Below are 19,065 nucleotides of genomic sequence, written 5' to 3'. Positions count from 1 at the left end.
GTGGACGGGGCAGCTCCAAAGGAGCCCGCCCGTACGCGGCCCCCGCCGAGCGGGAGGCGGGCCGTCGACCACGGCGACGGGTGATCTGCGTCGGCGCGGGGGACCCGGAGCGGCGGTTCCGGCGGCCGGTGGGGGAGACTGGCTGTCATGGCGGCTCGTGGCTTCCCGTACACCGATCTGAAGGACTTCCTCGCGGCCCTGGAACGGGCGGGGGAGCTGCGCCGCGTCAGCGTCCCGGTCGATCCCACGCTGGAGATCAGCGAGATCGTCACCCGGACCGTGCGGGCCGGCGGGCCGGCGCTGCTCTTCGAGCGGCCCACCCGGGGCGAGATGCCGGTGGTGCTCAACCTCTTCGGCACCGAGAAGCGGATGGCGATGGCGCTCGGCGTCGAGAACCTCGACGAGATCGGCGAGCGGATCGGCAACATGCTCAAGCCGGAGCTGCCGATGGGCCTCTCCGGGATGATGGACGGCCTCGGCAAGGTCATGCAGCTCAAGTCGATGCCGCCGAAGAAGGTCAAGACCGCCCCCTGCCAGCAGGTGGTCTACCGCGGCGACGACGTCGACCTGAACCGGCTGCCGGGGCTGCAGGTGTGGCCGGGTGACGGCGGGATCTTCCACAACTTCGGTCTGACCCACACCAAGCACCCGGAGACCGGCAAGCGCAACCTGGGGTTGTACCGGTTGCAGCAGCACTCGCGGAACGCCGTCGGCATGCACTGGCAGATCCACAAGAACTCCACGGCGCACCACGCGGTCGCCGAGCGGCTCGGCCAGCGGCTGCCGGTGGCGATCGCCATCGGCACCGAGCCCGCGGTCGCCTACTCGGCCAGCGCGCCACTCCCCGCCGACATCGACGAATACCTGTTCGCGGGGTACCTGCGCGGCGAGCGGGTCGAGATGGTGGACTGCCTGACGGTTCCGCTGCAGGTGCCGGCGCACGCGCAGATCGTCCTGGAGGGGTACATCGAGCCGGGCGAGCGGCTCCCGGAGGGCCCGTTCGGCGACCACACCGGCTTCTACACGCCGGTGGAGCCCTTCCCGGTGATGCACATCGAGTGCATGACCATGCAGCGCGACCCGGTCTACCACTCGATCGTCACGTCGCAACCACCGCAGGAGGACCACGGCCTCGGCAAGGCCACCGAGCGGATCTTCGCGCCGCTGCTGCGCTTCCTGATCCCGGACATCGTCGACTACGATCTGCCCGCCGCCGGGGTCTTCCACAACTGCGTGATCGTGTCGATCCGCAAGCGCTACCCGAAGCACGCGCAGAAGGTGATGAACGCCATCTGGGGCGCGCACATGATGTCGCTGACCAAGCTGATCGTGATCGTCGACGAGGACTGCGACGTGCACAACTACAACGAGGTCGCGTTCCGGGCGTTCGGCAACGTCGACTACGCCCGCGACCTGCTGCTCACCGAAGGACCCGTCGACCACCTCGACCACGCCTCGTACCAGCAGTTCTGGGGCGGGAAGGCGGGCGTCGACGCCACCCGGAAGCTGCCCACCGAGGGCTATACCCGGGGCTGGCCGGAGGAGATGACCATGGCCCCTGAGGTCGTCTCCCTGGTCGACAAGCGCTGGAAGGAGTACGGGATCCGATGACCGCCGCCGTCACGGAGCCCGTCGAGCGCCCCGGCCGGGTCAAGTCCTTCCTCAAGCTCGTCGCGATCGAACACTCCGTCTTCGCGCTGCCGTTCGCGTACCTGTCGGCGCTGACCGCGATGCAGGTCCACGGCGGGCGGGTGCGCTGGGGAGACCTGCTGCTGATCACCGTGGCGATGGTCGGGGCGCGGACGTTCGCGATGGCCGCCAACCGCATCCTCGACCGGCGGATCGACGCGCGGAACCCGCGCACCTCCTCCCGGGAACTGGTCACCGGGGCGGTGAGCGTGCGGACGGCGTGGACCGGCGCGGCCGTCGCGCTGGTGGTCTTCCTCGCCGCAGCCGCCCTGCTCAACCCGCTCTGCCTGGCGCTCGCCCCGCTCGCCGTGGTGCCGCTGGTCGTCTACCCGTACGGCAAGCGGTTCACCAACTGGCCGCACGCGATCCTCGCGGTCGCCCAGGCGGTCGGCCCGGTCGGCGCGTGGTTCGCGGTCACCGGCACCTTCGCCGGCTCGTGGCCGGCCTGGCTGCTCGGCGCGGCCGTCGGCCTGTGGATCGGCGGCTTCGACCTGATCTACGCCTGTCAGGACGCCGACGTGGACCGGAAGATCGGCGTGCACAGCGTCCCCGCCCGGTACGGGCTGCGCTTCGCCCTGCACGCCTCCACCGTCACGCACGTGGTGACGTTCGCGCTGTTCATCTGGTTCGGGGCGCTGGTCGGGTTCGGCTGGCTCTGGTGGATCGGGCTGGCGCTGACCGCCGTCGCGTTCGGCTACCAGCACCTGGTGGTGTCGCCGACCGACCTGAGCAAGGTCAACCGGGCGTTCTTCACCGCGAACGGGTTCGTCGGCATCGCGCTGTTCGTGCTCGCCCTGCTCGACCTGGTGGTACGGCTCGGCCTGCGCCCCTGAGCCGGCCTGCGCCCCTGAGCCCGCTCCTCGCCCCTGAGCCGGCCTCTGGCCGGGCCGGCGGGAGCCGTCAGTCCCGGGCCGCCGGGGTGGGGTAGCGGGCGCTCTCCAGGGTCCACTCGATGGTGCCCCGGACGGCGTCGGCGACCCCGTCGAGGTAATCGGCGACGGCCTCGTCCAGCGCCGGGCCGAACGACGGCACGGCCGCGCGGAGCTCGACGAAGCGGCGCATCGCCGTCCGCCAGCGCTCGGCGGCCAGGTCGATCGCGGCGGCGATCGGGACGCCCCGCTCGGCGGCCAGCGCGAGCACCAGGTTGTGCCCGCCCGAGGTGGCCCGGTCCCGCTCCAGTGAGGCGAGGTCGTTGTACCAGGAGAGCAGGTCGTTGCCGAGGTCGGCGATCTCGCGCAGCAGCGGATGGTGGTACACCGCGTCGGGCAGCGGGCGGTCGGTGACGAACTCGATCAGCGGGTACGACACGTACGCCGCCGAGGTGGCCCGGCGCAGCTCGACGTACCGGGCCACGTCCGGCGGCCGACCGGCGACCTTCTCCACCGCCTCCTGCCACGTCCCGTGCAGGTGGTGGCCGACCGCGTCGGCGAACCGCAGCCGCCAGCGGGCCGGCATCCGGCGGCGCGGCTCCCGCCAGGCCCGCACCAACAGCCGGCGCAGCGGGCCGGTGAGCCCCGGGTGACGGATCCGGTGCCCCTCCCGTAGCAGCCACAGCGTCCCGTCGCGCAGCGCCCGGATCTGCTGCGGGGTCAGCCGGTGCGGGCCGTCGCAGGCGTCGTCGACCAGGAAGAACCAGGTGAACAGGGCGGCCACCACCCGCAAATCGGCCTCGGTGGCCTGCGGGTAGAGCCGGCTGGCGTAGCGGGCGAAACCCGCGCGGGACAGCCGGTCCAGCGCCGGTCCGTCCAGCGGCAGGCCGAGGCCGGGCAGCCGGTCGTCGAGCCACCGCTGCACCCGCTCGGCGTACGGGGACAGCCTCGGCGGAATGGGGCAGTGGGAGCGAAGCGACCAGAGGATGTCGTCGGTCATCATCGATTCCTCCCGGAGGCGTGGGATCGCGCCCACGGCAGCATGGCAGGTCGGTACCGTGGGCGGGGGGCCGGCCCGGCGGACCCAGGAGGGCGGCCGACGGCCGCCCGGCGTGACCAGGCAGGCTGGACGGTATGCGTGAACCATGGGTGGTGGGAGTCTCCGGTGCGTCGGGCACGCCGTACGCCGCCGCGGTCCTGAGCGGGCTGCTGGACGCCGGCGAACCGGTGGACCTGATCGTGTCCCGCGCCGCACGGCTGACCATCCTCGACGAGACCGGGCGGGTCTTCCGCGACGGGCGCTGGGCCGAGGACCTCGCGGCCTGGCTCGGCCGGGACCTGGGCGACGCCGACGTGCGGCACTGGCCCGCCGGTGATCTCGCCGCCGGCCCCAGCAGCGGCTCCTACCGGGTACGCGGCATGGCGGTCGTGCCGGCCAGCACGGCCGCCTGCGCCGGCATCGCGATCGGGCTGTCCAAGGACCTGTTGCAGCGGGCCGCGGAGGTCAACCTGAAGGAGCGCCGGCCGCTGGTGGTGGTGCCCCGCGAGACGCCGGTGACCCGTAGCCACCTGGAGCACCTGATCGCCCTGCACGACGCCGGGGCGGTGGTGCTGCCCGCCAGCCCGGGCTTCTACGGCGCCGGCGCGTCCGCGTCGGCGCAGCAACTCGTCGACTTCGTGGCGGGGAAGGTGCTCGACGCCCTGGGCGTACCGCACACGTTGTTCCGGCGCTGGTCCGGCGAGCTGGGCACCGGCCGTACCGGCGGTCCGGACGCCGGCCGCCGCTGAGCGGGGACGGTGTCGTCGGGACGCGGACCGGGCGGGCCGGTCCGCGTGCCCCGTCAGTGCACCTGGTCAGTACATCCCGGCGTTGGCCGGGCCGGGGCCGGTCGATGCCGCGGGGCCGACGTTATGTGTCTTTCCCATGTCGTCCGCCTCGTCCAGCATGCCCTCCCCTTCCAGCAGGGCCCGCACCTCGGATTCCCGAAACCGGCGATGCCCGCCTGGAGTCCGGATGCTGCCTATCCGGCCGGCCGCCGCCCATCGCGTCACCGTCTTCGGATCAACCCGAAACAGTGCGGCAACCTCACCCGGTGTCAGCAGGCGATCTCCAGTGTCCACAGCCCCCTCCTCGCGTCGACGAAGCCCTCGGCTGAACACACTGCCCCCGGCCGGTGCGAGCCCAGAGCCGTCATGAGGGACGTATGGCAATTACAGCACCAGCGACCTGGCCTGTCCGCCAAACGCGAAAAAAGCACTGAGTGGGAAGTTAGTAAATGCTACCGGCGCGGTTCCCCCTTGACCGAAGGTCTGCGAACACTCACCTGCTGTCAGGTGCAACGTATGTCGAGCGCCGGACGTTACGCCCGAACGACTAGGGTCACAGTCCGTGGACGCCATCGACCGGAGCCTCGTCGCGCTGTTGCAGGGCAATGCCCGACTCTCGTACGCCGAGCTGGCCCGCCAGGTCGGCCTCTCCGCCCCCGCCGTGCACGAACGGGTCGGGAAGCTGGAGTCGGGCGGGGTGATCCGGGCGTACCGGGCGGAGGTGGAGCCCGAGTCCATCGGCCTCGGGGTGACCGCGCTGATCAGCATCGTCGAGGACTCCGGCGGGGACACCGACGACGTGCTGGAGGCGTTCCGACGGATGCCCGAGATCGAGTCCTGCTACTTCATGGCGGGGGTCGAGTCGTTCCTGCTCAAGGCCCGGGTCGGCACTATCGCCGAACTGGAGCAGCTCATCGTCCGACTGAACCGGACCCCCGGGGTGGCCTCCACCCGTACCGGGATCGCCCTGTCGACGAAGTGGGAGAACCGTCCCCAGTCGATCGAACCGCCCACGGCCTGAGCGGCGGCTCTGGCGCGCGGTGTGCCACGGCGGTAGGTTGCGCCGGTGACGTCGCCAGTGCGGGGAACGGCCGTGGTGACCGGCGCGGCCGGCGGCCTGGGCCGCGCGCTGGCCGCCGCCCTGCACGCCGACGGCTGGCCTGTCCTGCTCACCGACCTGGACGCCGACGCCGTCGCCGCCGTGGCCGCGCCGCTCGGCGGCTGGTCCCGGCCGCTGGACGTGCGCGACGAGACGGCCTGCGCGGAGGTGGCCGCCGAGGCGGCCGGACGGTCGCCCGACGGCCTCGGCCTCTGGGTCAACAACGCCGGCATCCTGGCCACCGGCCCCGCCTGGGAGCAGGACGAGCGGACCCGCCGCCGGATCATCGAGGTGAACGCCCTCGGCGCGATGGCCGGCACCCTCGCCGCGCTGGCGGTGATGCGGGCACAGGGGCGCGGGCACGTGCTCAACGTCGTCTCGCTGGCCGGGCTGGTCGCCGCCCCCGGCGAGACGATGTACGCCGCCAGCAAACACGCCCTCCTCGCGTTCAGCCTGGGCACCCTGGCCGACCTGCGGGCGGCCGGGCACCGCGACGTTCACGTCTCGTGCCTGTGCCCGGACGGGATCTGGACGCCGATGCTGCACGACCGGCTCGACGACCCGGGGGCCGTGGCGTCCTTCACCGGGACGCTGCTGACCCCCGAGCGGGTCGCCGCGCGGGCGGTCCGGCTGGCCCGGCGGCCGCGGCCCGTGGTGGCGCTGCCCCGCTGGCGCGGCGCGCAGGTCCGGCTGCTCGACGCGCTCCCCGGGCTCGCCGTGGGGTTGACCCCGCTGATCCGGGCCACCGGTCGGGCCGGGCAGCGGCGGCAGCGCCGCCGGGGCGGCTCCGACCTGGCCTGACCCGTCTTGCTACGTTTCGGACGTGACTCATCTCGACCGGTGCGACGAAGCCAGCCGGACGTGGGTGACCGGGGCGATCGCCACGGTCGAGGCGGACGCCAACCGGTCCGCCGACACCCACCTGCTGCCGTTCCCGCTCCCCCGGGAGTGGGGGATCGACCTCTACCTCAAGGACGAGTCGTCGCACCCGACCGGCTCGCTCAAGCACCGGCTCGCCCGCTCGCTGTTCCTGTACGGGCTGTGCAACGGCTGGATCGGCCCCGGGACGACCGTCATCGAGGCGTCCTCCGGTTCCACGGCGGTCTCCGAGGCGTACTTCGCCCGGATGCTGGGGCTGCCGTTCATCGCGGTGATGCCGGCGTCCACCTCACCCGAAAAGATCGCCCAGATCGAGTTCCAGGGCGGGCGCTGCCACCTGGTCGACGACCCGGCGAAGGTGGTGGTCGAGGCGCGCTGGCTGGCCGAGGACTCCGGCGGCCACTTCATGGACCAGTTCACCTACGCCGAGCGGGCCACCGACTGGCGGGGCAACAACAACATCGCCGAGTCGATCTACGCGCAGCTCACGCTGGAGCGGCACCCCGTGCCGGCCTGGATCGTGGTCGGCGCCGGGACCGGCGGCACCAGCGCCACCATCGGCCGGTACACCCGGTACCGCCGGCTGCCCACCAAGCTGTGCGTGGTCGACCCGGAGAACTCGGCGTTCTACCCGGCGTGGCAGGCGGCCGACTGGTCGGTGTGTACCGGCCGGGGCTCCCGGATCGAGGGCATCGGCCGACCCAGCGTCGAGGCGTCATTCCTGCCCGCCGTGGTGGACCGGATGGTCCAGGTGCCCGACGCCGCCTCCCTGGCCGCCATGCGGGCCGGCTCGGACCTGCTCGGCCGCCGGGTGGGCGGCTCCACCGGCACCAACCTCTGGGGCGCGTTCGGGCTGATCGCCGGCATGCTCGCCGAGGGGTGCGCCGGCTCGGTGGTCACCCTGATCTGCGACCCCGGGGACCGGTACGCCGACACGTACTACGCCGACGACTGGGTGGCCGGGCAGGGGCTCGACCTCGCCCCGCACCTGGCCGCCGTCGACCGTTTTCTCGCCACCGGCGCCTGGCACCGGTAGGAGAACGGCCCCCGGCGGCGGGCCGGGCGGGTGACCGGCCGCCGGGCCGGGGCGGTGGGAGACGCCGACGTGCGCGTCAGCGCCCCGGGATCCGCTCCGCGAGGCCCGGGTAGCGCAGCACCCAGCCGTCCGGGTCGACGTCCAGGTCGGCGGTGAAGGTGCCGCTGGCGAACCGGACCCGGCCCGCGCCGAGCGCCGAGTAGACCTGTTCGGCGGGGACCACCGCCAGGCTGGGCACCAGCACCCACGCCACGGTGATCCGGTGCGTGGTGTCCGCCGCCGCCGAGGCCAGCCGCAGCCGGCGTACCGGGAGGGTGTTGAACAGCGGCGAGCCGCCGAGGTCGACGTCGACCGCGTCGGCCAGCCGGTCCGGCTCGTCGGTGCCCGCCAGCCCGGCCGGGGGACGCCCGGCGGCCCGCAGCGCGGCGTCCAGGTCGCCCTGCTCGGAGGTGGTCACCCGCCACCGGTCACCGGCCGGTTCCAGCCGTACGCTCCGCTGCCAGCCCGCCCCTTCCGCCTCGACCTCCAGCCGGCGGACCGTCCAGTCCGGCCCGCTGGTCAGTTGGTAGCGGCAGGTGTAGGCGATCGGGTCGACGGCCACCGCGACACCTCGCGCGGTCAGCCCGTCCCGGTCGTCCAGCAGGGCGTGCTCGGCGCCGGCGGTGTCCGTCCGGGCCCAGAACAGCGACTTCGGCATGGTCGGCATGAACCGGACGTTACGCCACGACGCGAGCGCCGGCAGCGCATGCGGAAACGCCGCCGCGGAGCGTGGGCTCCGCGACGGCGTTCCGGTCTTCGTCAGATCAGTGGGTACGCGCCGGCGGCCGTCCGCCGAACCCGCGCCGGTCGTCGCGCGGCCGGTCGTCCCGTCCGCGTCCCTCGGGCCGGAAACCGCCCCGCCGGTCGCCGGTGCGCGGGTCCCCGCCGGACTCGCCCCGCTCCGGGAAGCGGCGCTCGCCGTGCGGGCGGTCCCCGAACCGTCGCTCGCCGCCGAAGCCCTCACCGGTCGGGCGGTCGGCGAACCGCCGTTCGCCCCGGTCGTCGAACCGGCGGTCGCCGGTGGGACGGTCCCCGGTGGGGCGGTCGCCGTAGCTACGCTCGCCGGTGGGCCGGTCGCCATAGCGTCGCTCGCCCGTGGGCCGGTCGCCGAACCTACGCTCGCCGGTGGGGCGGTCGCCGTAGCTACGCTCCCCGGTGGGCCGGTCGCCGTAGCGTCGCTCGCCCGTGGGCCGGTCGCCATAGCGGCGCTCACCGGTGGGGCGGTCGCCATAGCGGCGCTCGCCCCGGTCCTCGAACCGGCGCGGTCCGGACGGGCGGTCGCCGTTCCGGCGGGTCGCCGACGGCTCGGCGCGGACCGGCACGCCGCTGGGCTCGCGGGCCCCGGTCAGCTCGGCCAGGACCGGGTCGCCGGCCCGGACCCGGCTCTCCGTCGGCTCGACCCCGGCCTTCTCCAGCATCGCCAGGGTGGTCCGGCGCTGCTTCGGCAGCACCAGGGTGGCCACCGCGCCGGACTCGCCGGCCCGGGCGGTACGCCCCGCGCGGTGCAGGTAGTCCTTCGGGTCCTTCGGCGGGTCCACGTGCAGGACCAGGGACACCCCGTCGACGTGGATGCCCCGGGCCGCCACGTCGGTGGCGACCAGCACGTCCATCCGACCCTCGCGGAACTCGGCGAGGGTGCGGGTCCGCATGCTCTGGGTCTTCCCGCCGTGCAGCCCACCGGCCCGCACGCCGACGGCGGCGAACTGCTCGACCAACCGGTCCACACCGAGCTGGGTCCGGGCGAAGAGCATGGTCCGGCCGGACCGGGCCGCGATCGAGGCCGTCACGGCGAACTTCTCGTGCGGCGGGATCAGCAGCAGGTGGTGGTCCATGGTGGTCACCGCGGCGGTGGCCGGGGCGGTCGAGTGGGTGACCGGGTCGGTCATGAACCGCCTGACCAGCGAGTCGACGTCACCGTCCAGGGTGGCCGAGAAGAGCAGCCGCTGGGCGCTGGCAGGAGTCTTCGCCAGCAGTTCGGTGACCTCGGGCAGGAAGCCCATGTCGGCCATCTGGTCGGCCTCGTCGAGCACGGTCACCTCGACGTCGTCCAGCTGGCAGACGCCCCGGTTGATCAGGTCGCCCAGCCGTCCGGGCGTGGCCACCACGATCTCCACCCCGCGGCGGAGCGCGTCGATCTGCCGGTCGTACGGCACGCCGCCGACAGCGGTCTTGAGGAAGATCCCGACCGCCTTGCCGAGCGGCACGAGCGCGTCGTTGACCTGCATGGCCAGTTCCCGGGTGGGGACCAGCACCAGGGCCCGCGGGCGCAGCGGGCGGGCCCGGTTGCGCTCGGCGAGCCGGGCGATCAGCGGCAGACCGAAGGCGAGGGTCTTGCCGGAACCGGTCTGGCCCCGACCGAGGACGTCCCGGCCGGCGAGCGCGTCGGGAACGGTGGCCCGCTGGATCGGGAACGGCGTGGTGATGCCCTGCCGGTCGAGCGCCCGGACCAGCGACTGGGGCAGCCCGAGGGCGGCGAAGTCGGCCTTGGGCTCCGGCGTGGCGTCGACCTCGGCGGCCGAGGCCGCGTCGGCGGCGGCGTCAAGGTCGACGGCGGCCGGGGTGGGCTCTTCGGGGGCGGTGGTGACAGCGGCGTCACCGGTGCCGGCCGGATGGGTCTGTCCGGCCGAGGCGTCGAAGGCGGACGGGAACGTGCTGGCGTCAGCAAAGGTGGTCAAGAAATGCCTTTCGAGCGGGGCGCATCTTCGCGATGGCCTGCCGCAGCTGTACGCCGCCGAATCGCCCGCAAGATCGCCCATGGGCGCGACTCATGCGCGCCAAGGTCAGTGATCGACACAAGTGTACGGCGGTCCGGCAAACCCGCCACCGCGCCGCGAGGGGTAGTGGTCGGGCTCACCATCGCCCCCGGCGTCACTTGTTGAGGAAACCCCCCACCAGCCCGTCCATGGCGTCGCCGGCCACCAGGACGACCAACACGCTGATCGCGACGAGCAGGCCGAGCGACACCGCCAGGACGGCCACGACCTTGGTGGTGCTCGACCGGGGCGTCGGGGCGTCCGTCCAGCCCTGGGCGAGGATGTGCCCGGTCAGGGAGCCCGAGTTGTCCAGCGCGGCCCCCGTCGGCAGCGAGATCGTGGCGAACCCCGGCCCCTCGGTGCCGTACGCGGTGCTGGCCAGGTCGGCAGTCCCCGGTTCCGGTCCCCCGGGTGGCCCGGCGGGGGCCTTGCCGCCCGGCACCCCGGTCGTCGGAGTCGCCGGCCAGGCGGTGGTCGCGGCGGCGCCGTACAGGCCGGGGACCGGTCGGCCGGCGGTGGGAGCGGGCACGCCGGAGACCGGCTGGCCCGGCGTTGACGACCCCGGCGCGCCCGGACGGCCTGTGGGGCTGCCGCGATGGGAGGCCGGCTCGGGCGGCGGCCAGGCCGGCAGCGCGGGAGCCGGGACCACCGGGGGCGGCGCGGAGGCCGGCGGTGCGGACGACGGCGGCGCGGAGGCCGGCGGTGCGGAGGCCTGCGGTGCGGACGACGGTCGGCTCGCCGGTGGCGGCCCGCCCGCGATCGGGCCCGTGGTGCCCACCGCTGGCGCAGGCCAGTCCGCGCCGACGTCCGGAGCCGGCGGTGCGGAGGCCGGCCGGCCGGGGAGGAACTGCACCGCCGACGCCGACGCCGACGCCGACGCCGACGACGCGGTCAGCGGCGGCGGCGGGAACGGCGGTGCCGGCATCGGGCCGGGGGGCGGTGGCGGTGGCACCGGCGGCCCGGGTACCGGCGGGATCGGGCCAGGCCCGGGTACGGGCGGGATCGGGCCAGGCCCGGGTACAGGTGGGATCGGGCCTGGGCCCGGCGGCGTCGGCTCGGGAACCGGGGGATTCGGCGACGGCGGGGTGGGGCCGGGGACCGGGGTCGGCGGGGTCGGGGGGGTCGGGGGGGTCGGGGCCGGCACGGGCGCCGGGGCGGGCTCCGGCTCCGGGACGGGCGGCGCCGGTGGCTCGGCCGGCTCCGGTGGACGCGCCGGCTCGGGAGGCTCAGGGCTCACCGGGGTCGACCGGTACACCTTGGCGCTGCCCTGCGTCGTCCCGCCGGAGCCCCGGGAAGAACCGGCGTTCCTCGCAGCCCCGCCCACCTCGCGCGTGGAGACCCGGTTCAGGTCAGGCACCGAGGCGCTGGCCCGGGCGGTCGCGGGCGCGGCGTCGCCGCTGCGCTGGGCCGGCACGACGGGTGCTGGCCGGGCGGTCGCCGGGCCGGCCGTAGCGGCGTCGGAGGCGTCACCGTGGCCCACGGCGAGGTTGCCGGCCAGGGCTGCCGGGGTTCCGTCGGCGGGCTCCGGGGCGGGGACGCCGTCACCCGTCGCGGGCGCGGTGGTGCGCCGCTCGGCCGTGGCGGCACCCGACCAGGACGACGGTGTCGCCGGCGCGGCGGGGCGGTGCTGGTCCGGAGGCGTGGCCGAGGGCTGTGTCGGCGCCGGCACAGGGGCGGCACCGGACGACGACGTGCCCGTGCGGTAGGTGGTCCCGCCGCCCGATGCGGCGGCCGGCAGCGTGAACCCCTGCGGCGGGGCGGCGGCGGTGGCGACGCTCACCCGGGCCCGCGCGGCCCCGGCCGACCCGGCCGCCCGCCCGGTCGGCCCGGACGGGTCGAGGGAGAGGCCCGGTGTCACCGCCGGGTCGTCACCCGATGTCGCACGGGCCCGGGCGTCCGCCGTGCCGGCCGCGCGGTCGGCGGGGCCGGGCGTGGATCCGGGGCCGACCGTCTCCGCCGGAACCTCTTGCTCGCCCATGGTCGTCCTCCGTGCCCGCGCTCGCCCCCGCACCCGTGGCGCCGGGCCGGAAGTGTCTGGGTGTCACGGTGCCACATTCCCGCCCGGCCGCACAGCCGGAGTGGACGGTTGGCCTCAGCCGGCCTCGGTCGTCGACGCCGTCGGCGAGGCGCTGTCGCTCGGTGCCAGGCTGCTGGACTGGGTGGTCGGCACCGGCGGCGGGGTGTCCGCCGGGCTCGGCGACGCCGAGTGCGACGGGCTCGGCGACGAGCTGGACGGCGGCGCGGACGGGGTCGTCGGCTTGGGCGTCGGCGGCTTGGGCGTCGGGGACTTCGTCGGCGTGGGGGAAAGCGTGGGCTTCGGCGTGGGCTTCGGCGTGGTCGGCGGCTTCGTCGGCTTCGTGGGCTTCGGAGTGGGAAGCGTGGGCGTGGGCGCGGGCGCGCCGGGCACCGCACCGACCACCCGGGTCGCGGCGTAGAGCCGGGACCAACCGACTGTGGAGATCTTCACCGTCTGACCGGTGGTCGGGGCCTGGACCATCTTGCCGCCGCCGATGTACATCCCGACGTGGTGGATCGTCGTCCAGCTACTGCCGGATGCGAAGAAGAGCAGGTCACCGGGGAGTAGGGCTCCCTGGCTCACCGCCCGGCCCCGGGTCGCGTAGTACTGGTCGCGGGAGACCCGGGGGAGCTGGCGGTAGCCCGCCGACCGGTAGGCGGCCCACATCAGGCCGGAGCAGTCGAAGGCGTCCGGGCCCTCCTCGGACCAGACGTACGGGTCGCCGAGCTGAGCCAGGGCGTAGCGCACCGCGGCCAGCGCGACCGGGCTGGCGGTGAGGCCGTTGGTGCTCTGCCCCTGGACGTACGACGCGCCGAGCTGCTGCTCGACCGCCTCCTGCTGACGCTCCAGCTCGATGAGCTGCGCGGCGTTGTCCTTGCGCAGCTTGAGCAGATTCGCCTCCTGCTCGCGGAGCGACTTCTCCACGGCGGCGTACTGCTCCCGGACGGTGCGAACCCGGGTGTCGGCGGCCATCCACGCCTGGTAGGCGAGCTGTTCGGCGGCGCGGGCCCGGGCCAGCTCGCCGGCGGCGGCGGTGGTGGCGCCGTCGGCCTGCTCGCCCCGGGTGATCTGCGTGAGCATGTTGAGGCCGTGCAGGTCTCGGGCGAACTCGCCGGGCGGCAACGCGGCTGCGGCCTTGAACGCGCCCGCGGCGGCGGTGTCGGCGCCGTCCTGGGCCTTGGTCAGGGCGTCGCGGGCCGTCTTGAGGCCCTGGTCGGCGGTCGCGAGCTGGGTCTCGGCATCGGTGCGGGTCTGGCGCAGCCCGAGCAGTTGGTCGCCGAGGAGTCCCACCTGGGCCTCGGCGGCGGCGATCACGGCGGCGAGCGGACCGTTGCCGAGGGGTGCCAACGGCGTGGTGGGGCTGCCCGTGCCGGGGAACCCGCCGGAGCCGTTCACGCCGGGCAGCTGGAACCCGACGGCGGCGACCGGGCGGGACCCGGTGTCGGGGACGACGTTGGGCAGCGGCGGCTCGGCGTACGCGGGGGTGGCGAGCGCGGCCGTGACGACCGCGCTGAGCAGGGCGGACCAGAGCATCGGTCGAAGCACCGGAGAGAACAGCGGACGCCTCCGTCGTTGCCGTCGTCGGCTCTGCTGGCTCTGCACCATTCCGCTCCCCGTCCGGCGTGCTTGGGACCGCGCGCGGTCGGCGCGGCGGCGGTGGCGCGCCCTGGTCTGTGGCGCGCCCCACCCTGTCTTACCGCACGGGAGCAAAGATGTCGATGCGGTAACGGGTAACGACCGGCTGTGAGTTCGGTGAACTACGTCGCTGTGCCCGACCGGGCAGACATCCCGTCGGAGACCCGACGTAGGCTCGACCGAACCGCAGGTGGAAGGGACGTGGCTTTCGATGGACGCCGGACTCAAGCGTGAGCTCGAAGCGAAGGTGTACGCGGGGGAGCGGCTGACCCGCGAGGACGGGATCGCCCTCTACGACAGCGACGACCTGACCTGGCTGGGCCGGTTGGCCCACCACCGGCGCACCGAGCTGAACGGCGACCGGGTGATGTTCAACGTCAACCGGCACCTCAACCTCACCAACGTCTGTTCGGCGTCGTGCGCGTACTGCTCCTTCCAGCGCAAGCCCGGCGAGAAGGACGCGTACACGATGCGCATCGACGAGGCGGTCCGCAAGGCCAAGGAGATGGAGGACGAACAGCTCACCGAGCTGCACATCGTCAACGGCCTGCACCCGACGCTGCCCTGGCGCTACTACCCGAAGGTGCTGCGCGAGCTGAAGGCGGCGCTGCCGAACGTCAAGCTCAAGTGCTTCACCGCGACCGAGGTGCAGTGGTTCGAGAAGATCAGCGGCCTGTCCGCCGACGAGATCCTCGACGAGCTGATGGATGCCGGCCTGGAGTCGCTGACCGGCGGTGGCGCGGAGATCTTCGACTGGGAGGTCCGCCAGCACATCGTCGACCACGCCTGCCACTGGGAGGACTGGTCGCGGATCCACGCGCTGGCCCACTCGAAGGGCATGAAGACCCCGGCGACGATGCTCTACGGCCACATCGAGGAGCCCCGGCACCGGGTCGACCACGTGCTGCGGCTGCGCGAGCTTCAGGACGAGACCGGCGGCTTCGCGGTCTTCATCCCGCTGCGCTACCAGCACGACTTCGTGGACTCGGCGGACGGCAAGGTCCGCAACCGGATCCAGGCCCGCACCACGATGGCCTCACCGGCCGAGTCGCTGAAGACCTTCGCGGTCTCCCGGCTGCTGTTCGACAACATCCCGCACGTGAAGAACTTCTGGGTGATGCACGGGCTCTCGGTGGCCCAGCTCTCGCTGAACTTCGGCGTGGACGACCTGGACGGCTCGGTCGTGGAATACAAGATCACCCACGACGCCGACTCGTACGGCACCCCGAACACGATGCACCGGGACGACCTGCTGCACCTGATCTGGGACGCCGGCTTCCGTCCGGTCGAGCGCAACACCCGCTACGAGGTCGTCCGCGAGTACGACGCCGCCCCGTCGCTGGCCGAGCGCCGGTCCGAGCCGCAGCAGGTCTGGGCCTGACCGGCCCCGTACCCTCGTATGCCATGAGCGAGTCGAGTCAGCCGGACCAGGGCGGGTTTCCCCGGCGCGATGCCCAGGGGCGCGTCGTCGCGCTCGGCGACCTGCTCGGGGTGAGCCTCGCCGGCATGGTGATCGGCCTGCTCGCCCTGCTGCTGCTCGACTGGGGCTTCGCCACGGTCGGCGCGGGTGACTTCGGCCGGTCCAACGGCTGGTTGGCGATCATCCTGCCCGCCTGGCTGTACTGGGAGGACTTCCGGGCCTGGGAGTTCGGCGCTGCCCGGGTGGTGGCCGCGCTGGCGGCGGCCGCGCTCGCCGTGGTCGGCGGCCTGCTGGTGGCCGGCCTGACCGACGGGCTGCCGTCCCTGGTGTCCGGCGGGCTCGCGGCCACCGCGTTCACCGTGGTGTACGCGGTGGTGTGGTTTCCTGGCGTCCACTGGCTGGCCCGGCGGACGGGCTGAACAACCCTCCCGACCGGGCGAGCCGGCGGCTGAATCCTCCCGCCGGCGAGTCGGCGGAGAACGGAGTGCGAACGTGAGCGCGGCGGTCAAGTACACGCTGGGCCGGATCGGGCTGTTCGTGGTGGTCTTCGTGGCGCTCTGGCCGGTCGGGATGAACATCTTCCTGCAGCTGATGCTGGCGCTGGCGTTCTCCGCCACGCTCTCGTTCTTCCTGCTCAGGGGCTTGCGGGACGAGATGGCCGGGGAGATGGCGGAGGCCGCCGAGCGGCGTCGGGCCGAGAAGGAGCGGCTGCGCTCCGCGCTGGCCGGCGACGACCAGCCCGCCGAGGGCGGCCCCGACAACCAGCGCCCCTGAGCGCGAGCCGGGCCTAAGCGCGAGCCGGGCCCGGGCCGTCCCTGGGGACGAGCCGGGCCCGGTGCCGTTTTCCTACCAGTTGGTCGAGCCCCGGACTACCGGCCAGGGCCGGTTCGCCGGCTTGACCAGGTACGCGATGCCGCCGGATCCGCTGGCCACCGTGCCGTTGGCCCGGTAGCGCTTGGTGCGCTGCCAGATCTGCTCGAACTGCTCCCGCTTGTACACGTTGCGCACCTCCGCGTTCGTCGACGACGCCGGGTCGTTGACGATCACGTCGCCGTCGGCGGTGAAGCCGACGACCACGAAGAGGTGGCCGGCGGTGCCGTAGTTCGACCCGTCCAGCTCGGTGGCGAGGAAGGACTGCGAGGTGATCACCGGGATGCCAGCCTTGATGAACCGCTCCACCTCGTCGAGGGAGTGCAGCCGGGTCACCCGGGCGTCGATGCCGGAGAAGCTACCCGCGTACGCGGTGTTGAACGGCCAGTTGCCCGCGCCCTCGTACTCGTAGTCCCAGGTCATCCGGGCTGCGTGGGCCACCTGCGGGTCGACGTAGCCGGGGGTGACCCAGGACATGTCCTGTGCCGAGGGCAGCTTGCCGTAGTACTCCAGCACCATCGTGGTGGACGTCGGGCTGCACCAGACCTGGCCGCCGCCGCCCCACTCGGGGTAGTTGCCCTGGTGGATCATCTGGGAGCGGGCCGGGACGGCCAGCTCGGTGCCCCAGGCGATCCCGCCCCGGCTCGGGGTGACGGTGAACCGGTCCGGCACGTTGGAGCTCATCGCGCCGAGCATCCGGACCTGGGGCGACGCCTTCAGGCCGGGCTTGCGGTAGAGGCCGACCCGCAGCTGGTACGACCGCAGCAGGACCCCGGCCTCGGCGTCGTCGATCGAGAACGTGTCGGTCCACACGCTCGACCACGGGTCGCCCTGACCGTCCAGGGTGGCCCGCTTGATGTCCTGGTCGCCGGAGGCCCAGCGGCTCATGACGTACCACGGGGTCTGGTCACCGGTGTTGTACGTGCCCTGGAGTTCGACCTGGATCCAGGTGCCCGCCGGGGTCTCGGCGTTCCACGAGGCGACCAGCTCGGTGGCGTCGAAGCCGATCCTGGTGCGCGGCGAGGTCCAGGTGGCGTACTCCCAGGTGGCGGTGGTGCCGCTGTGCTCGTCGGCGAAATCGGTGGTGCCGGCGGGTCGGCCGATGGTGATCCCGGGGCGGTGACCGGGGACGGCCCGGGTGCCCCGGTGGTCGCCGGAGCGCCAGTCGGGGTAGCGGGACCACTCCTGGAAGGTGATCTCCTCGTCGTGCGCGACGGTGGGGGGATGGGCGCTGGCGGGGGCGGGGACGGCCGCGCCGCCGAGGGCGAGCGCGGCGACGCCGGCAAGGGCGACCGCGCGCAGGGCTCTGCTGACCATGGGATCTCCGCGAAGTGAGGCGGGTGGGGGGCGTACTTGCCGGTCACTATCCCGCTTGGAGGGAAGTTTCGCCAGATGCTGAAGGATGGAAAACCGTTGCCGATGTGAGGATCAGGTCGGGATGGGGAAAGAAGTGAAACATATTGATATGACCATGTGACAAGTGGTGAAGTGTGCGTCACAGAACGGGATCACCCCGTGCCCTGAGGAGGTTGTCCATGGCCTTCCGTACCCCCGTCCGCCTGCGTCGCGCGCTGGTGCTCGCCACCGCCGCCGGCCTGGCCCTCACCGTCGCCACCGGCCCGGTCTCCGCACGACCGGCCCCGGAGAGCACCGCCGAGCCGGCCGCCGCCGAGTACCGGGTGCTCGGCCCGCGCACCCTGGCCGACCGCAACGCGGTGGCCCGCACCGGCGCCGCCATCGACTCCAGCGAGCACGGCATCCTGCACGTCTCGGCCACCACGGACGAGGCGGCGGCGATCCGACAGCTCGGCTTCCGGCTCGAGAAGGAGGTGGTCCCGGCCGCCCCCGCCGGGGAGATCGGCACCCTGGGCTTCCCGTCCGCCGACTCGAACTACCACGACTACGCCGAGCTGACCGCCGCGGTCAACAAGGTGGTGGCCGACCACCCGACCATCGCGCGCAAGACCAGCATCGGCCGGTCGCACGAGGGCCGGGACCTGATGGCGGTGAAGATCTCCGACAATGTGGCCACCGACGAGGCCGAGCCGGAGATCCTGTTCAACTCCCAGCAGCACGCCCGCGAGCACCTGACCGTCGAGATGGCGATCTACCTGCTCAACCTGTTCACCGACAGCTACGGCAGCGACTCCCGGGTCACCAACATCGTCAACTCCCGGGAGATCTGGATCGTCCCCACCGTCAACCCCGACGGCAGCGAGTACGACATCGCCACCGGGTCGTACCGGTCCTGGCGCAAGAACCGGCAGCCCAACAGCGGCTCGACGGCGGTCGGCACCGACCTGAACCGGAACTGGGGCTACAAGTGGGGCTGCTGCGGCGGCTCGTCCGGCTCCGCGTCGTCGTTGACCTACCGTGGCCCGTCGGCCTTCTCCGCCCCGGAGACGCGGGCGATGCGCGACTTCGTCAACAGCCGGGTCGTCGGCGGGGTGCAGCAGATCAAGGCCAACATCGACTGGCACACGTACTCGCAACTCGTGCTCTGGCCGTTCGGCTACACCACGGCGAACACCACCACCGGGATGACCGCCGACCAGTACAGCACCTTCGCCACCCTCGGCCAGCGGATGGCGGCCACCAACGGGTACACCCCGGAGCAGTCGAGCGACCTCTACATCACCGACGGCGACAGCCTCGACTGGATGTGGGCGACGCACGGCATCTGGGCGTACACCTTCGAGATGTACCCCGGCTCGTCCGGCAGCGGCGGCGGCTTCTACCCGCCCGACGAGGTCATCCCCGCCCAGACCTCGCGGAACAAGGAGGCGGTGCTGCTGCTCTCCGAGTACGCCGACTGCCCGTACCGGGTGATCAACAAGGAGGCGCAGTACTGCGCCTGACCGTCCTGCGGGGTGGGGTCCGGGCCGGGCCCCACCCCGTCACGGGGCGTGCGCGCAGAGAGATGGCTCCTGGC

17 protein-coding genes and 1 pseudogene are annotated in these 19,065 nt (G+C 73.3%); 11 read left to right on the top strand and 7 right to left on the bottom strand.

What is annotated here, in order from left to right:
• Positions 1 to 147 precede the first annotated feature (147 nt).
• Both OG559_RS10135 and mqnP read left to right on the top strand, forming a co-directional pair.
• Positions 148 to 1,611 (top strand): menaquinone biosynthesis decarboxylase, encoded by a 1,464-nt coding sequence (locus OG559_RS10135; RefSeq protein ID WP_405114584.1) that lies wholly within the window; start codon positions 148 to 150, stop codon positions 1,609 to 1,611.
• Complete coding sequence (gene mqnP / locus OG559_RS10130) at positions 1,587 to 2,522, top strand: menaquinone biosynthesis prenyltransferase MqnP (RefSeq protein WP_396672046.1); 936 nt, start codon at positions 1,587 to 1,589, stop codon at positions 2,520 to 2,522. Before OG559_RS10135 ends, mqnP begins: the two co-directional genes overlap by 25 nt.
• A 67-nt stretch (positions 2,523 to 2,589) precedes the next feature.
• On the opposite strand, the gene OG559_RS10125 is transcribed toward mqnP, so the two are convergent.
• Positions 2,590 to 3,558 (bottom strand): terpene synthase family protein, encoded by a 969-nt coding sequence (locus OG559_RS10125; RefSeq protein ID WP_405114582.1) that lies wholly within the window; start codon positions 3,556 to 3,558, stop codon positions 2,590 to 2,592.
• Between the two features lie 134 nt (positions 3,559 to 3,692).
• Between OG559_RS10125 and OG559_RS10120 the strand changes: the two genes are divergently transcribed.
• Positions 3,693 to 4,346: a UbiX family flavin prenyltransferase gene (locus OG559_RS10120; protein WP_405114580.1), complete on the top strand. Its 654-nt coding sequence runs from the start codon at positions 3,693 to 3,695 to the stop codon at positions 4,344 to 4,346.
• A gap of 66 nt (positions 4,347 to 4,412) precedes the next feature.
• Here the strand turns inward: OG559_RS10120 and OG559_RS10115 are convergent, their stop codons facing one another.
• Positions 4,413 to 4,679: a BldC family transcriptional regulator gene (locus OG559_RS10115; protein ID WP_387020667.1), complete on the bottom strand. Its 267-nt coding sequence runs from the start codon at positions 4,677 to 4,679 to the stop codon at positions 4,413 to 4,415.
• 268 nt (positions 4,680 to 4,947) lie between these two features.
• Here OG559_RS10115 and OG559_RS10110 point away from each other — a divergent pair, with 268 nt between their 5' ends.
• From OG559_RS10110 to OG559_RS10100, 3 genes are read left to right on the top strand one after another with little or no spacing between them, the layout of a single operon-like run.
• On the top strand, positions 4,948 to 5,406 hold the full coding sequence (locus OG559_RS10110; protein WP_396671581.1) for an Lrp/AsnC family transcriptional regulator: 459 nt from the start codon (positions 4,948 to 4,950) through the stop codon (positions 5,404 to 5,406).
• 45 nt (positions 5,407 to 5,451) lie between these two features.
• Entirely contained in the window at positions 5,452 to 6,285 is an 834-nt protein-coding gene (locus OG559_RS10105) for an SDR family NAD(P)-dependent oxidoreductase (protein WP_405114578.1), read from the top strand.
• A 22-nt stretch (positions 6,286 to 6,307) separates the two neighbouring features.
• Positions 6,308 to 7,399, top strand: a complete 1,092-nt coding sequence (locus OG559_RS10100) for a PLP-dependent cysteine synthase family protein (RefSeq protein ID WP_405114576.1) — start codon at positions 6,308 to 6,310, stop codon at positions 7,397 to 7,399.
• A gap of 76 nt (positions 7,400 to 7,475) precedes the next feature.
• Here OG559_RS10100 and OG559_RS10095 read toward each other — a convergent pair whose 3' ends face one another.
• From OG559_RS10095 to OG559_RS10085, 3 genes are all read right to left on the bottom strand, one after another.
• Positions 7,476 to 8,096 (bottom strand): putative glycolipid-binding domain-containing protein, encoded by a 621-nt coding sequence (locus OG559_RS10095; RefSeq protein ID WP_405116545.1) that lies wholly within the window; start codon positions 8,094 to 8,096, stop codon positions 7,476 to 7,478.
• 106 nt (positions 8,097 to 8,202) lie between these two features.
• On the bottom strand, positions 8,203 to 10,113 hold the full coding sequence (locus tag OG559_RS10090; RefSeq protein WP_405114574.1) for a DEAD/DEAH box helicase: 1,911 nt from the start codon (positions 10,111 to 10,113) through the stop codon (positions 8,203 to 8,205).
• 193 nt (positions 10,114 to 10,306) lie between these two features.
• A complete protein-coding gene (locus OG559_RS10085) occupies positions 10,307 to 10,720 on the bottom strand; it encodes a hypothetical protein (RefSeq protein WP_405114572.1) in 414 nt (137 codons plus the stop codon).
• Between the two features lie 52 nt (positions 10,721 to 10,772).
• On the opposite strand from OG559_RS10085, the gene OG559_RS10080 reads away from it, so the two are divergent.
• Complete coding sequence (locus OG559_RS10080) at positions 10,773 to 11,897, top strand: hypothetical protein (RefSeq protein ID WP_405114570.1); 1,125 nt, start codon at positions 10,773 to 10,775, stop codon at positions 11,895 to 11,897.
• 386 nt (positions 11,898 to 12,283) lie between these two features.
• Here the strand turns inward: OG559_RS10080 and OG559_RS10075 are convergent, their stop codons facing one another.
• The gene (locus tag OG559_RS10075; RefSeq protein WP_405114568.1) at positions 12,284 to 13,813 is read right to left on the bottom strand and encodes a C40 family peptidase; all 1,530 of its coding nucleotides are present in this window, start codon (positions 13,811 to 13,813) and stop codon (positions 12,284 to 12,286) included.
• Positions 13,814 to 14,054: 241 nt separating this feature from the next.
• On the opposite strand from OG559_RS10075, the gene mqnE reads away from it, so the two are divergent.
• The 3 genes from mqnE to OG559_RS10060 all read left to right on the top strand — a co-directional run bounded on the left by mqnE (position 14,055) and on the right by OG559_RS10060 (position 16,037).
• Positions 14,055 to 15,224, top strand: coding sequence for an aminofutalosine synthase MqnE (gene mqnE, locus OG559_RS10070; RefSeq protein ID WP_161689024.1), 1,170 nt, complete (start codon positions 14,055 to 14,057; stop codon positions 15,222 to 15,224).
• Between the two features lie 23 nt (positions 15,225 to 15,247).
• Complete coding sequence (locus OG559_RS10065; RefSeq protein WP_405114566.1) at positions 15,248 to 15,682, top strand: hypothetical protein; 435 nt, start codon at positions 15,248 to 15,250, stop codon at positions 15,680 to 15,682.
• A gap of 73 nt (positions 15,683 to 15,755) precedes the next feature.
• Complete coding sequence (locus tag OG559_RS10060; protein WP_405114564.1) at positions 15,756 to 16,037, top strand: DUF4229 domain-containing protein; 282 nt, start codon at positions 15,756 to 15,758, stop codon at positions 16,035 to 16,037.
• A 72-nt stretch (positions 16,038 to 16,109) separates the two neighbouring features.
• Here OG559_RS10060 and OG559_RS10055 read toward each other — a convergent pair whose 3' ends face one another.
• Positions 16,110 to 17,450, bottom strand: coding sequence for a peptidase C39 family protein (locus OG559_RS10055; protein WP_405114562.1), 1,341 nt, complete (start codon positions 17,448 to 17,450; stop codon positions 16,110 to 16,112).
• Between the two features lie 218 nt (positions 17,451 to 17,668).
• Here OG559_RS10055 and OG559_RS10050 point away from each other — a divergent pair.
• Positions 17,669 to 18,985: pseudogene (locus OG559_RS10050) on the top strand (M14 family metallopeptidase); the annotation flags it as partial.
• Between the last annotated feature and the right edge of the window lie 80 nt (positions 18,986 to 19,065).

Source organism: Micromonospora sp. NBC_01405 (genome assembly GCF_045040155.1).
In the GTDB taxonomy this organism is placed as follows: domain Bacteria; phylum Actinomycetota; class Actinomycetes; order Mycobacteriales; family Micromonosporaceae; genus Micromonospora.
Note: the sequence above shows the minus strand (reverse complement) of the source record. Positions and strands in the feature narration are given on the sequence as shown.